The sequence below is a fragment of the Burkholderia sp. YHN3-13 genome, from assembly GCF_055810675.1.
In genome coordinates this window covers 78,426-93,742 of the sequence record NZ_JBVVNQ010000008.1, presented here as the reverse complement: position 1 = coordinate 93,742, position 15,317 = coordinate 78,426, and the positions used below count along the sequence as shown (strand labels likewise).

Below are 15,317 nucleotides of genomic sequence, written 5' to 3'. Positions count from 1 at the left end.
GATGACGAAGGCTCAACCCGACTGGCTCGCGCTCGCGACGCGTTTCGCGCAACTGCCCGACGCGCAGCGCGCGGTCTTCATCGACAAGCTCGGCGCGGCCGGCATCGACTTCCGCGTGCTGCCGATTCCGCCGCGCGCGCCGCGCAGCGAGCGCGTGCCGGCTTCGTTTGCACAGACGCGGCTGTGGTTGCACGCGCGGCTGATCGACGCGCCCGACGCGTATCACATCACCGAGCGCCTCGCGCTGACGGGCCCGCTCGACGTGCATGCGCTGCGTCTCGCGTGCGATGCGCTGATCGCACGTCATGAAGCGCTGCGCACGACCTTCGACGAAGCGCAGGACGGTGTCGCGCAAACGATCCACGCGCCGCTGCGCTGCCCGTGGCGCGAGACCGACCTGGAAGCGTTGCCGGCCGCGCAGCGCGCGGCGCGCGCGGAGGCCGTCGCGACGGCCGACGAAGCCGAGCCGTTCGATCTCGGCACGGCGCCGCTCGTGCGCGCGCACCTGGTGCGCTTCGACGCGACGCATCACTGGCTCGCGCTGACCGTCCATCACATCGTGTCGGACGGCTGGTCGTCCGGCGTGATGCTCGACGAACTCGCGGCGTTCTATCGTGCGTATGCGTCCGACCGGCCGGTGCCGCTCGCGCCGCTGCCGATCCAGTACGCCGACTACGCGCTGTGGCAGCGCCGCTGGCTCGATGCCGGCGAGCGCGACCGTCAGCTCGCGTTCTGGCGCGAGCGCCTCGACCCGCAGCGCGGCGTGCTGACGCTGCCGGGCGCGGCCGCGCGGCCGGCGCGCCGCAGCGCACGCGGCGCGCGTCATGTGTTTTCGCTCGACGCGCGCGTCGGCGCGCAACTGCGCGCGTTTGCGGCCGCATCGGGCGCGACGCCGTTCGCCGTGCTGCTGGCCGCGCTCGATGCACTGCTCGCGCGCGCGACCGGCGACGCGCGGATCTGCGTCGGCGTGCCGGCCGCGAACCGCGAACGCGCGGAAGTCGCCGGCCTGATCGGCTTCTTCGTCAACACGCTGGCGATCGACGTCGACGTGCCCGCGCACGGCGATTTCTCGTCGCTGGTCGCACGCACGCAGCGCGCGCTTGTCGACGCGCAGATGCACCAGGACGTGCCGTTCGAGCAGGTGGTCGACGCGCTCGGCGTGCCGCGCAGCGCGAGCCATCATCCGCTGTTCCAGGTCATGGCCGCGTATGGCGAGCGGCGCGCGCTGCCGGCGCTCGGCGCGGCGTCGGCCGCGTTGCTGCCGTCCGGCACGCCGTCCGCGAAATTCGACCTGACGCTGTCCGTCGAGGCGACGCCCGACGGCACGTTCGACGCCGCTTTCATCTACGCGCTCGACCTGTTCGACGCGGACGCGATCGCGCGGCTGGCCGCGCGATTCGTCACGTTGCTGACCGATGCGCTCGCACGCCCCGACAGGCCGGTCGGCGATCTCGACTGGCTGCCCGCCGACGAGCGTGCCCAGCTCTTTGCATGGAACGCGCCGGCCGGCGCGACCGATGCCGAACCGTTCGTGCCCGTGCATGCGCGTATCGCCGCGCATGCGCAAGCGCGGCCGCACGCGCGCGGTGTCGCCGATATCGACCGCGCGCTGACGCGCGGCGAAGTCGATGCACGCGCGGCGCGCCTCGCCCGCCATCTGGTCGCGGCCGGCGTCCGGCCCGAGATGCGCGTCGGCGTCGCGCTGCAGCGCTCGGTCGACCTGCTCGTCGCGCTGATCGCGGTGCTGAAGTCGGGCGCCGCGTTCGTGCCGCTCGATCCCGCGCATCCGCGCGAACGGCTCGCGCAGATCGTCGGCGACGCGAACATCGCGCACGTGCTGACCGACGGCGCGAGCGCCGCGTCGCTGCCCGAACTGCCGGCGCTGCGCGTCTGGCGCGCCGATGCGATCGATGCGCTCGACGAGGCCGGGCACGTCGTGCTGCCGGACGTGCTGCCGGGCCACGCGGCCTATGCGATCTACACATCGGGCTCGACCGGCAAGCCGAAGGGCGTGATCGTCGACCACGCGTCGTTCGCGCTGCATTGCGCGGCGATCGCCGAGCGCTACGGCGCGGGCGAGCACGACGTGTTCCTGCTGTTCCAGTCGGTCAACTTCGACGGCGCGCATGAAGGCTGGTTTTCGCAATACATGTCGGGCGCCGCCGTGTCGGTGACGGCCGACGTTCTGTGGCCGCCCGCGCAGACCTGCGCGATGATGGTGCGCGACGGCGTGACGATGACCTATGTGCCGCCGGGCTGCGCCGCGCAACTCGCCGAATGGGCGCTCCAGCACGGTGCGCCGCCGACGCTGCGTTCGCTGACCGTCGGCGGCGAGGCCACGTCGCGCGAAGCGTTCGCGATGCTGCGCCGTGCGCTGCCGAACGTGCGCGTGGTCAACGGCTACGGCCCGACCGAGACGGTCATCACGCCGACGCTGTGGATGTTCCGGCCCGGCGACGATCTGGCGAAGCTCGGCGACGCCGCGTACCTGCCGATCGGCACGCCGGTCGGCGCGCGCACCGCGCATGTGCTCGACGCGCGGCTGCATCCGCTGCCGGTCGGCGTGATCGGCGAACTGTATCTGGGTGGCGAGGGGATCGGCGTCGCGCGCGGCTATCTCGACCGTCCGGCACTGACGGCGGAGCGCTTCGTGCCCGACCCGTACGGCGCGGCGGGCGCGCGGCTGTACCGCACCGGCGACCTCGTGCGCCGCCGCGCGGACGGCGTATTCGACTTCATCGGCCGCGTCGACCACCAGGTGAAGCTGCGCGGGCTGCGCATCGAACTCGGCGAAATCGAGGCGCAGCTGGCCGCGCACGATGCGGTGCGCGAGGCGTGCGCGGTCGTGCACGGGCAGGGTGCGCTCGCGCAGCTCGTCGCGTATGTCGAGCTGACCGCCGATGCGCGGGCCGCCGCGCAGCCGGTCGAAGCCGCGACGCTCGATGCGCACCTGCGCCGCACGCTGCCCGATTACATGGTGCCCGCGCAACTGATCGTGCTCGACGCGCTGCCGCGCAACGCGAACAGCAAGGTCGACCGTGCGCGGCTGCCGGCGCCGGTGCGCGTCGAACGCGCGTACGAGGCGCCGCACGACGGCGACGAAGCCGCGCTCGCGGCGATCTGGTGCGACGTGCTGAATCTCGAGCGCGTCGGCCGCGGCGATCACTTCTTCGATCTCGGCGGCCATTCGCTCGCGGCCGTGCGGGTCGCGACACGCGTGGCGGAACGGCTCGGCCGCGACGTGCCGGTACGCGCGCTGTTCGAGGCGCCCGTGCTCGCCCAGTACGCGCGGCAGGTGGCCGATGCGCCGCGCGCCGCGCATGCCGGCGCCGCCGCGCCGGGCGTCGCGGTGGCGAAGCCCGACGCGCATGGCGTGTGGCCGCTGTCGCCCGCGCAGCTCGGCCTGTGGTTCCTGTGGCGCGCGCAGCCGGACAGTGCCGCGTACAACATTCCTGTTGCGCTGCGCGTGCGCGGCCCGCTCGACGTCGATGCGCTGCGCGCGGCGTTCGCGGATGCCGCCGCCGTTCATCCGGCATTGCGCGCGCGGCTCGTGGCGCGCAACGGCGCGCTGCCGGGCCAGCGGATCGACGCGGATGTTGGCGTCGAACTGCCCGTGATCGACCTGTCGGCCCAGGCCGATGCGCTTGCCCGAGCCGCCGCACTGACCGACGAGGATGCCCTCGCGCCGTTCGACCTTGCGGCCGATGCGCCGCTGTGGCGTGCCCGCGTGCTGCGGCTCGACACGGACGACCACGTGCTGTCGGTGACGATCCATCACATCGTGTCGGATGGCGAATCGATCGAGCTGTGGCTCGATGCGGTGCGCACGCGGTATGTCGCTCGGGTGCACGGCGACGCGCTGCCGGCGCTGGACGCGATCCAGCCGGCCGCGCCGCTCGTGCTGCCCGCGCCGTGCCATCCGGCCCGCGTCGCGTATTGGCAGGATGCGCTGGCCGATCTGCCGTCGCGCGTGCTGCCGCAGCGTGCGGACGCGCCGGCCCATCCGCAATGGCGAGCGGCCCGTCTCGCATTCGAATTCGATGCGCACCTGATCCGCGCCGCACGCGACGCCGCATCGGCCGCGCACGCCACGTTGCCGATGCTGCTGCACGCGGCGCTCAATACCGCGCTGTTCCGCGTGACGGGCGCGGCCGACCAGCCGGTCGGCGTGCTGGCGTCGACGCGCGCGCTCACCGGCGATGCGGCCCGCGACGCGCTCGGTCTCTTCATCAACTCGGTCGTCGTGCGCACGCGGATCGACCCGGCAGACCGCCGCGCGGACGTGCTCGCGCAGGTGCGCGATACGGCGCTCGCCGCGTATGCGCATGCCGACGTGCCGTTTGCCGACGTCGTCGCCGCGCTGCGCGCACCGCGTGCCGCGCAGGCCAATCCGCTGTTCCAGGTGATGTTCAACTACCTGCGTCCGACCGGCGCGGCCGCGCGCGACTGGGCCGGTCTGTCGCTCGCCGAATTCGACGACGTGCGCCATCGCGTCGTGTTCACGCTGGAGCTGGACGTCGTCGAGCATCCGGACGGGCGCGTCAGCGCTGCGTTCTCGTATGCGGACGAACTGCTCGACCGCGGTTTCGTCGATGCGCTCGTCGATGTCTATCACGATGAAGTTGCCCGCTTCGCCGGTGCGTCGGAAGCGGCGCTCGGCGTGCCGGACGCACGCGACGCCGCGTTCGGCGCGCATGCACACGCGGCAGCACGGGGCCACGCGCCGTCGTCGCATGCGGCGGCGGTGCTGGCGGCCTTGTGGTCCGACACGTTCGCGACCGCCGCACCCGAGCCCGATGCGGACCTGTTCGAAGCCGGCGCGACGTCGTTCGACGTCGTGCGCTTCGTCGACGCGGCCGGCCGTGCCGGTCACGCGCTGACGGTCGCCGACGTGTTCGCGTCGCCGACGCTCGCAGCCCTCGGTGCACGGCTGGATGCGCGTGCGGAAACAGCACAGGAGGCGCGCCATGCTGGCTGAAGTGCGTCCGGACGGATTCACGATGCTCGATACGTACCGCCTCGCATTCGCGGACGGCCTGTTCGCGCTGCGCGACGGCACGGAGATCCGTGTCGCGCAGGGCGACGGCATCGGTGCGCAGCTGCTGCGCGCGCAACTCGGCGACGACGGTGCGCTGCGCCTCGTCGCATACAACCATCGCGCGGCGCCGGCCGACCAGCGGCGCGCGCTGCTGGCGGCGCTGGCCGCGGCGTTTTCGGACAGCGCGCGCCATGCGGCGATCCGGCTCGACCCGGCCGCATGGCCGGCGGTCGCGCTCGATGCGCTGCGCGCGAGCGGCGTGCTCGCCGACGGCGGCCGCTGCGTGCGTGACGGCTGGGCGCAACAGGCCGACCTGTGGCTCGTCGGCCCGCATCTGCCGTGCGCGACGCTGCCGATGCTCACCGACGGCCGGCGCCACCCGCGCCGGCCGCCCGCGCCGCGCGGCGAGGTCTACGCGCGCGACCTGCCGGCGCTCGGCGTGCGCTTCACGCTGCGCGGCTGGCAGCCGGCGGAGGACACCGAACGGCTCGCGCGCTGGTTCGACGAACCGCGCGTGCGCGACGGCTGGCCGGGTGCGCACCCCGCGCCGCGCGGCACGGACGGCGCGCGAGGCGCCGCCCTCGACGCCGATCCGCACGTGACGCCGCTCGTCGGCTGCTTCGACGGCGAGCCGTTCGCGTATTTCGAAGCGTTCTGGCTGAAGGAAGACGCGCTCGCGCCGCACGTCGCAGCGCGCGACTACGACCGCGGGCTGCGGATGCTGGTCGGCGAGTCGCGCTGGCGCGGCCCGCATTGCGTGGCCGGCTGGTTGCCGTCCGTCGTGCATTACCTGTTTCTCGACGACCCGCGTACCGAAGCGGTCGGCTGTGCCGTTCCGGCCGGCCACGCGCGGGTTGCCGACCATCTCGCGCGGCATGGCTTCGCGCGGCAGCGCCGTCTCGCGCTGGCCGACGCGCAGCCGCTGTGGATGCGCACGCTGCGCGAGACGTTCTTCTCCGGCCGTCACGTCTGACGGGCCGGATTCACCGACAAGGGAGCTGAGACATGCAGAGAGAAACCGTATTCGACCTGATCGGCGTCGGCTTCGGGCCGTCGAATCTGGCGCTGGCCGTGCGCCTCGCGGAGCGCAGCGGCGCGCGCACGTTCGCCCATTGCTTCGTCGAGCGCCAGCCGGAATTCGGCTGGCATCGCGGGATGCTGCTCGACGACTGCCGGATGCAGATTTCGTTTCTGAAGGATCTCGTCACGATGCGCGATCCGAAAAGCCGCTACACGTTCATCAACTACCTGTTCGAGCGCGGCCGGCTGAACGAATTCGTCAACCTGAAGAACTTCTATCCGACCCGCGTCGAATTCCACGACTACCTGAGCTGGGTCGCCGACGCATTCGACGACCGCGTGCACTACAGCGAGACCGTGCTGGCGATCGAGCCGGTACGTGGCGATGGCGCGAAGATCGACGCGCTGCGCGTGCTGTCGCGCGACGCGGCGGGCCACGAGCGCCAGCGCGTCACGCGCGCGCTGTCGGTCGGCGTCGGCGGCACGCCCGCGATTCCGGACGCGTTCGCCGCGCTCGGCCGCGACCGCGTGATCCATTCGTCGTCGTACCTGACCGACATCGACCGGCTCGTCGCATCGCCCGACGGCGAGCGCCGCCGCGTCGCGGTGATCGGCGCGGGGCAGAGCGCGGCCGAGGTGTTCATCGATCTCGCGCGCCGCTTCCCGCATGTCGACGCGAGCCTCGTGATGCGTGCCGGCGCGCTGAAGCCGGCCGACGACAGCCCGTTCGTCAACGAGATCTTCAGCCCCGAGTTCACCGACGTCGTCTATGCGCAGCCGCACGACGCGCGCCGCGCATTGCTCGAGCGCTACCGCGACACCAACTACGCGGTGGTCGACCGGCCGCTGATCGAGCAGATCTACGAAATGCTGTACCTGCAGCGCATCGACGGCACGCCGCGCCATGCATTGCTTGCGAACAGCGCGATCGAGGCCGCGGTGCGCACGGCCGACGGCCGCATCGAGCTGACGCTGCGCGACCGGTTGAGCGGCGCCACCCGCGTCGAGCGCTTCGACGCGCTTGTGCTCGCGACCGGCTACCGCCGCGACACGCACTCGGCCTTGCTCGAAGGGCTGGCGCCGCACCTCGGCGATGCGCTCACGCGCGGCGACGTCACGCGCGATTACCTGCTCGCGACGCCCGCGGACTTCGCGCCGCGCATCTACCTGCAAGGCTGCTGCGAAGACAGCCACGGATTGTCCGACACGCTGCTGTCGGTACTGGCGCGCCGCGCGGACGAAATCTGCGCGTCGCTCGAAGACGGGATCGCGCCCGCCCATGACGAAGGCGCGGCCCGGGCAATGCACGAAAAACGACCGGAAAACGGGGTGAGCGCGGGCCGGATGGCTTTCGCTCTTTGACAAAGGCGCGGTCGGAGACCGCATGAAAAAAGTGGAGCAGAGAAAGATGGAGTGGGCAACAGGCACGCGTTTGCGTGCGATCGCAGCCGCGGCGAGCGTGGCGTTCGGTACGGCGGCGGCAGGGCACGCATACGCCCAGACGGCGCCGGCCGTGGACGCGGGCGTCGCGGCGTCGGCCAGCAGTGCACAGAACGGCGCGGCGGCCGGTTCGTCGACCAGCGCGCAGAACGGCACGCTGCCGGCGATCACCGTCAACGCGGCCTCGGCCGGCGACGGCACGGTCGGGCTCGTCGCGAAGCGCAGCCGGTCCGGTACCAAGACCGACACGCCGATCAACGAGATCCCGCAGACGATCAACGTCGTCACCGCGCAGCAGATCGAGATGACCGGCGCGACCGACGTGAACGCGGCGCTGCGCTACGTGCCGGGCTTCTCGTCGTACGGTTCGGACAACCGTTCGGACTGGTATGCGGCGCTGCGCGGCTTTACGCCGACGGCCTACGTGAACGGCCTGCAGGTGCCGAACACGATCAACCTCGCCAGCTGGCGTGTCGATCCGTACATGATCGACAGCATCAGCGTGCTGCGCGGGCCGACCTCGGTGCTGTACGGCGCGGGCGACCCGGGCGCGATCATCGACGTGCAGACCAAGCTCGCCGACGGCGAGCGCGTGCGCGAGGCCGGGGTGCAGATCGGCAACTACGCGCGCAAGCAGTTCATGATCGACGTCGGCGACAAGCTCGACCCGGACGGCAAGTACGCGTACCGGTTCGTCGGCGTCGCGCGCGACGGCAACGCGCTGACCGGTCCGAACAACGACCAGCGCGTCTCGCTCGCGCCGTCGTTCCGCTGGCGCCCGGACGCGGATACGTCGCTGACGCTGTCCGCGACGTACCTGCAGGACTGGGGCGACATCTCGTCGAACTTCGTCCCGGCGGTGGGCACGGTGCTGCCGAACCCGAACGGGCAAATCAACAAGGACGTCTACGAAGGCGACCCGAACTTCAACTACTACCGCAAGAAGCAGTGGTCGGTCGGCTACCAGTTCGAACGAAACCTGACGCCGGCGTGGACGTTCCGCCAGAACACGCGCCTGATGCACCTGTCGCTCGACAACGGCTCGGTGTTCGGCAACGGCTTCGTCGACGGCAGCACGACCGACGTGTCGCGCTGGGCCGGCGTGTTCCAGATGAACTACAGCCGCTTCGACATCGACAACAACCTGGAAGGCCGGTTTGCAACGGGCCCGCTCCAGCACACGCTGCTGCTCGGCTTCCAGTACAACCGCCAGACCGCGACCGACAGCGAATGGCTCGCCGCCGCGTCGCCGCTGAACATCTACAACCCGGTCTACACGCCGGTCACGCTGTCGGTGTTCTCGAATCCGGACACCACGTTCCGTACGAACACGTACACGACGATGAACACGTTCGGCCTGTACGCGCAGGACCAGATCAAGTGGAACCGCTGGACGCTGACGCTCGGCGGCCGCGAGGACTGGGTCAACATGCGGATGGACGACCGCGCGGGCGGCACGTCGACGAAGGCGGACGTCACGGCGTTTACCGGCCGCGTCGGCCTCACGTACCAGGGCGATTACGGGCTGTCGCCGTACGTGAGCTATGCGACGTCGTTCAACCCGCTGATCGGCGTGAACCTGCTCGGCGGCGGGCTGCCGCAGCCGACGCGCGGCAAGCAGATCGAGGCCGGCCTGCGCTGGCAGCCGCCCGGCAAGAACCTGATGCTGAACGCGGCGATCTACCAGATCAACCAGACCAACGTGCTCACGTCGGCGTTGCCGAGCCAGGACCCGACCGGCACGAAGTCGGTACAGACGGGCGAAGTGCGTTCGCGCGGGATCGAGCTGAGCGCGACCGGCAAGGTCACGTCGAATCTGTCGGTGATCGCGTCGTACGTCTACCAGGACGTGAAGAACGTGCAGGCCAACGACGTGTCGCTGAACAACTGGCCGGTCGACATTCCGCGGCCGCGCCAGATGGCGTCGCTGTGGACCGACTGGACGTGGCACACGGGGCCGCTCGCGGGCTTCGGCCTCGGCGGCGGCATCCGCTACCAGAGCGCGTCGGCCGGTGCGGCGGACAACTCGCTGACGGTGTCGAGCGTCACGCTGTTCGACGCGGGGCTGCATTACGACGTGCGTAACTGGCGCTTCGCCGTGAACGGGACGAACCTGTTCAACCGCCATTACATCAGCGGTTGCCAGTCGTACAACGTCTGCGTGTTCGGAACCGACCGCACGGTGATCGCGACCGCGAAATACAACTGGTGACGTTGCGCGCCGCGGCCCGCCGGCCGGCCTTCGCGGCCGGCGCGGGCGGGCCGCGGCGCCTTCGTCCGCTTTTCCTCGACGCATCCATGCCGAAAAAAAATCTCGTCTACATCCAGTCGCTGCGCAACGGCGCGGCCGATCGCGCCGGCCAGCCGGTCGCTTATCGGGGCGGCACGCGCTACATGAAGGCGCCGCTCGAATTCCTCGTCGAACGCCTGAACGATTCGCCGCTCGGCGAGCGCTACACGCTCAAGGGCGTGATCGTCGACGACGACGAAGGCTCGCCGGCCGACCGCGCGAAAGTGGCCGACTACGGCTTCGCGCGCACGCCGGGCCGCCCGTGGATCCTGCCGGAGGGGTTGACGGTGCAGGGCACGCCGGTCGACGCGCTGTTCAGCGCGATTCCGTCGACGTACCGGCGGCTGCCGCGCGACGCGCGCGAGCGCGTGGCCGGCAAACAGGCGTTCGAGCGCCGCCTGCTCGAGCGCCTGCTCGACCTCGACGCCGACATCGTCGTGCTCGACGGGCTGCTCGTGATTCTCGACGAGCTCGTGCGGCCGGGCGCGCGCTTTCACCGGCGCATCGCGAACATCCACCCCGGCATCACGGCCGACGATTCGCCGTACCAGCGGCGCGGCGCGTGGGCGACGCTCGATGCGCTGCACGGCGCGCGCGGCGAACGGGTCGACTGGGCGAGCGGCACGACGTCGTCCGTCGAGCCCGTGACGATGACGGGCGCGTCGTTTCACTACGTCGACAATGGCATCGATTCCGGCGAGGTGATCTGCGACGTGCTCGACACGCCGATCGCGCCGGACGACACGATTCTCGAACTGCGCTGGAACAACTTCCAGCGCAGCCTGTTCCCGGCGCTCGAGCGGGGGCTGCATGTCCTCGCCGACCGCCACGACGCGGGAGTACTGTGATGGAAGACACGCTGACGAAACCGGCCGGTGCCGCCGACGCCGTCGCAGGCGAGGTGGCTGCCGCGCTCGACGGCGCCGCGCAGGGGCAGGCCGTGGAGGTCGTCGAGCACACGCTCGACGCCTGGCGGCCCGACGGTGCGCCGGACGAGCTGCTCGCGGCGTTCGTCGCGCTGTTCAACACCGACACGCGGTACGACATCGCGACGATTTCGGTGCCGCTCGCCGGCGCGGAGGCGGCAGCCGTCGAGTCGTACGTCGCGCGCGCGGTGCGCGAGGGCGTGATCGACGGCGCGCAGGTCGTGGGCGACACGCTGCGGCTCGCCGTGTCGCGCACGACGTTCTGGCAGAACCCGCGGCCGTGGCTGAAGGCGCCCGCGTCGGGCGGGATGCCGCTGCGCTACGCGATCACGAACGGCCACCGGCATCCGGTGCGCCCGCCGTCGCCGGCCGGCGAGATCTATGCGCGCTACATGCCGCAGGTCGGGATGACCTTCAGCCTGCGCACCGTCGACGTCGACGCGCATGCGGACCTGTTCAGCGGCTGGATGAACCTCGATCGGGTCGCGCATTTCTGGGACCAGCGCGGCACGCGCGACGAGCACGCGGCCTACCTTGCCGAGCGGCTCGCCGATCCGCACATGCACCCGATGATCGGTTATTTCGACGATACGCCGTTCGGCTATTTCGAGTTCTACTGGGCGAAGGAGGACCGCCTCGCGCCGTTCTACGACGCGCACGACTACGACCGCGGCTTGCACCTGCTGATCGGCGACTCGCGCTTCCAGAGCGCCGGCAAGCTGCATGCGTGGTGGAGCGGGGTGCTGCACTACATGTTCGTCGACGAACCGCGCACGCAGCGGCTCGTCGGCGAGCCGCGCGTCGATCACGTGCGGCACATCGCGTACATGCACCGGCTCGGGTTCTACACGCTGAAGGAATTCGATTTCCCGCACAAGCGCGCGGCGCTCACGGTGATCGAGCGCGATACGTTCTTTGACACTTTCCGCTTGCCGTGACGGCGCGGGCGCGCGGCGTCGGCACGCGCACGGGCCGCGCATCGAAGCGCCGGGTTGCGCGGCCGAACGCAGGGCAGGCTTCGTCGAGAAGGTGCTGTTTCGACCTCGGGAGCGTGGTGTTCTTGCGCATCAGGAAGGATCGCTTGTTCACTTTTGCATCAGCGCACACAAAAAACGTACAAGCGTCGAAAAGTGAACAGGATTTCGCAAGCCTTTGATGTAAAGGCACTATTTTCTCTACATGAGCGGCCACGCTTTCCTCTCATACGAACCATCGATGTGAAGCGCGCAGTTTTGCGTGTCGACGGCACGCCGGGCAGTCGTCCAGATGGTCGGGCCCCTGCGGCGCGAGTCGTGCCCGCATCCGGCAACTCCAGGTTGCCACCGCGACGACTTTCCGTCTGTCCGGTTGCCGTCGAATCGACTATCGTTGCCTGCATGTTCCGCACCGTACTTCAGGAGACGACACCGTGACGCACAGCGTGATCCCCGCAGGCCTGGCCGACGAAATGATCCAGATCCGGCACCGCATTCATGCCCACCCCGAACTGGGTTTCGAGGAATTCGCGACGAGCGACCTCGTCGCGGAGCAGTTGCAGTCGTGGGGTTATACGGTGCATCGCGGGCTCGGCGGAACCGGCGTCGTCGGGCAGTTGAAGGTGGGCGATGGCGCGCGGCGCCTCGGCCTGCGCGCCGACATGGACGCGCTGCCGATCCACGAGGCGACCGGGCTGCCGTACCAGAGCACGATCGCCGGCAAGATGCATGCGTGCGGCCACGACGGCCACACGGCGATGCTGCTCGCGGCCGCGAAGCATCTCGCCCGCGAGCGCCGTTTCTCGGGCACGCTGAACCTGATTTTCCAGCCGGCCGAGGAAGGGCTCGGCGGCGCGAAGAAGATGCTCGACGAAGGGCTGTTCGAGCAGTTCCCGTGCGATGCGATCTTCGCGATGCACAACATGCCGGGCTTCCCCACCGGCCAATTCGGTTTCCTGCCGGGGCCGTTCATGGCGTCGTCGGATACCGTCGTCATCGACGTGCAAGGCCGCGGCGGCCACGGCGCGGTGCCGCACAAGGCGATCGATCCCGTCGTCGTGTGCGCGCAGATCGTGCTGGCGCTGCAGACGATCGTGTCGCGCAACGTATCGCCGCTCGACATGGCGATCGTCACGGTCGGCGCGATTCACGCAGGCGACGCGCCGAACGTGATTCCCGATCGCGCGCAGATGCGCCTGTCGGTGCGCGCGCTGAAACCCGACGTGCGCGACCTGCTCGAAACGCGCATCAAGGAAGTCGTCCACGCGCAGGCCGCCGTGTTCGGCGCGACCGCGACGATCGACTACCAGCGCCGCTACCCGGTGCTCGTCAACGACGCGGAAATGACGGCGTTCGCGCGCGGCGTGGCGCGCGAGTGGGTCGGCGATGCAAACCTGATCGACGGGATGGTGCCGCTCACCGGCAGCGAGGATTTCGCGTTCCTGCTCGAAAAGCGGCCGGGCTGCTACCTGATCATCGGCAACGGCGACGGGGAGGGCGGCTGCATGGTGCACAACCCGGGCTACGACTTCAACGACGCGGCGCTGCCGACCGGCGCGTCGTACTGGGTCAAGCTGGCCGAGGCGTTTCTGGTGTGACGCGGTTTCGCGAACGTCGTCGTTGCCGGGCTCGCATGAGCTTTTCCGGCCGCGACGGATGTGCTCGGATTTGACGCTCCTTGACATCGGCGGGACAGGTCGCGTGCTACGCTGCGCGCGACGCCGGATTGGCTCGATGAATACAGGTGTGAATGACATGCGAAAACAGCTTCTGACCGTGCTGACGGCCTGTGCGGTGGGCGTTCTGGCGGCCGGGTGTGACGACCAGAAGGTGGCGGACGCGGTGAATTCGATCAAGCCCGACCCGCTCGCGTTCGGCAAACTGCAGCCGGGTGTCTCGACGACCGAGGACGTGCTCCGCCAGGCGGGCAAGCCCGAGATGGTCAGGCAGGGCGACGATGGCTCGCAGCGCTTCGAGTATCCGCGCGGCCCGTACGGCACGCGTACCTACATGCTCGATTTCGGGCCGGACGGCCGGCTCGTGTCGATCACGCAGGCGCTGACCGCGGCCAACATCGCGAAGGTCGTGCCCGGCATGTCGAAGGACGACGTGCGGCAACTGCTCGGCAAACCGACCGAAGTCGCGCAATACGCGTTGAGCCATGAAGAGGTGTGGAGCTGGCACTGGGCCGAGGGCGGCGTATCGGGCGACGCGATGTTCAACGCGCATTTCTCGCCCGACGGCACCGTGATCCGGACGTCGCGCTCGGAGGCGCCGGGGCGCGAAAAGCCCTGACGTCGCGGCACGCACGCAGGCTGTTCCGTCAGAATGCCGTGCCGCCGAACAGGGCCGCCGCCATCTCCGGATTCGACGGCCAATACATGTGCATGTACGTCGCGACGATCGCGCCGCTGCGGTAGACGGCTTCGCCGCTGCCCGGCGCGCCGTCGGGGCGCGCGGCGCTCGCGACCGGCACCAGCGGCGTCGCGAACCGCGAATAGTGGAACGTATGGCCGCGCATCGGCCCGTTGCGCGTCTCGAGTTGCTGCATGCCGAGCGCCGCGAACCGGCGCTGCATCGTCGCATGACCCGGCAACACGCCCAGCATCGGCGTCGTCACGCCGTCCACGTCGGTCAGCGATTCGCACAGGTACACCATCCCTCCGCATTCCGCGACGATCGGCCGGCCGGCCGCCGCGTGCGTGCGAATCGTCCGCGCGGTCCCGGCATTCGCCGCGAGCGTCGCCGCATGCAGTTCCGGATAACCGCCCGGCAGGAACAGCGCGTCGCAATCGTCGGGCACCGGTTCGTCGGCGAGTGGCGAGAAGAACCGCACCGCCGCACCGAGCGCATCCAGCAGCGCGAGGTTCGCCGGATAGATGAACGAGAACGCCGCATCGCGTGCGACGGCGATCCGCTTGCCCGCAAGCGCGCGCGGCAGCGGCACCGCGGCGTCCGGTGCCGCGAACGCGACGGCCGGCGGCAATTCGGCGAGCGCCGTCCGCGCGAGCACGTCGGCCGCGCGCTCGAGCCGCGCATCGAGATCGTCGATGTCGGCCGGTTGATGCAGGCCGAGATGCCGCTCCGGCAGCGTGATGCCCGCATCGGCCGGCACGTGTCCGAGCCAGCGGAGGTCGCCGGGCAGCGCCTGTTGCAGCAGTTCCGCATGCCGCGCGGAGCCGACGCGGTTTGCCAGCACGCCGTGAAACGGCAGTGCCGGCCTGAACCGGGCGAGCCCGAACGCGATCGCCGCGAATGTCTGCGCCATCGCCTTCGCCGAAATCACCGCGACGACCGGGACGCCGAACGCGGCCGCGAGATCGGCGCTGCTCGGCGTGCCGTCGAACAGCCCCATCACGCCTTCGATCAGGATCAGATCCGCGTCGCGCGCGGCATCGGCGAGCAGCGCGCGGCAGCCGGTTTCGCCGACCATCCCGAGATCGAGCGCATGCACGGGCGCGCCGCTCGCGCGCTCGAGCAGCATCGGATCGAGAAAGTCGGGCCCGGTCTTGAACACGCGTACGCGGCGGCCCAGCCGGCGGTGCAGCCGTGCAAGACCGGCCGTCACCGACGTCTTGCCCTGGCCCGACGCGGGTGCGCTGACGAACAGCGCGGGGCAGGCCGGCACG

Annotated in this window: 9 protein-coding genes; 8 read left to right on the top strand and 1 reads right to left on the bottom strand. The window is 70.3% G+C overall.

The window, feature by feature from the left end; translation table 11 throughout:
* Position 1 precedes the first annotated feature (1 nt).
* The 8 genes from AC0KUR_RS19500 (at position 2) to bamE (ending at position 13,983) form a co-directional block, all read left to right on the top strand.
* Positions 2-4,978: an amino acid adenylation domain-containing protein gene (locus tag AC0KUR_RS19500; RefSeq protein ID WP_473376319.1), complete on the top strand. Its 4,977-nt coding sequence runs from the start codon at positions 2-4 to the stop codon at positions 4,976-4,978.
* The gene (locus tag AC0KUR_RS19495) at positions 4,968-6,011 is read left to right on the top strand and encodes a GNAT family N-acetyltransferase (protein WP_473376318.1); all 1,044 of its coding nucleotides are present in this window, start codon (positions 4,968-4,970) and stop codon (positions 6,009-6,011) included. Before AC0KUR_RS19500 ends, AC0KUR_RS19495 begins: the two co-directional genes overlap by 11 nt.
* A gap of 32 nt (positions 6,012-6,043) precedes the next feature.
* Positions 6,044-7,420, top strand: a complete 1,377-nt coding sequence (locus tag AC0KUR_RS19490) for a lysine N(6)-hydroxylase/L-ornithine N(5)-oxygenase family protein (RefSeq protein WP_059557730.1) — start codon at positions 6,044-6,046, stop codon at positions 7,418-7,420.
* Between the two features lie 46 nt (positions 7,421-7,466).
* On the top strand, positions 7,467-9,710 hold the full coding sequence (locus AC0KUR_RS19485; RefSeq protein ID WP_473376356.1) for a TonB-dependent siderophore receptor: 2,244 nt from the start codon (positions 7,467-7,469) through the stop codon (positions 9,708-9,710).
* Between the two features lie 86 nt (positions 9,711-9,796).
* A complete protein-coding gene (locus tag AC0KUR_RS19480) occupies positions 9,797-10,636 on the top strand; it encodes a formyl transferase (protein WP_034187026.1) in 840 nt (279 codons plus the stop codon).
* Positions 10,636-11,652: a GNAT family N-acetyltransferase gene (locus AC0KUR_RS19475; RefSeq protein ID WP_200087531.1), complete on the top strand. Its 1,017-nt coding sequence runs from the start codon at positions 10,636-10,638 to the stop codon at positions 11,650-11,652. Before AC0KUR_RS19480 ends, AC0KUR_RS19475 begins: the two co-directional genes overlap by 1 nt.
* 470 nt (positions 11,653-12,122) lie before the next feature.
* Positions 12,123-13,286, top strand: coding sequence for a M20 aminoacylase family protein (locus tag AC0KUR_RS19470; protein WP_034186914.1), 1,164 nt, complete (start codon positions 12,123-12,125; stop codon positions 13,284-13,286).
* A 157-nt stretch (positions 13,287-13,443) separates the two neighbouring features.
* A complete protein-coding gene (gene bamE / locus AC0KUR_RS19465; protein WP_034186913.1) occupies positions 13,444-13,983 on the top strand; it encodes an outer membrane protein assembly factor BamE domain-containing protein in 540 nt (179 codons plus the stop codon).
* A gap of 28 nt (positions 13,984-14,011) precedes the next feature.
* Here bamE and AC0KUR_RS19460 read toward each other — a convergent pair whose 3' ends face one another.
* On the bottom strand, positions 14,012-15,316 hold the full coding sequence (locus AC0KUR_RS19460) for a cobyrinate a,c-diamide synthase (protein ID WP_226253627.1): 1,305 nt from the start codon (positions 15,314-15,316) through the stop codon (positions 14,012-14,014).
* Position 15,317: the final 1 nt, after the last annotated feature.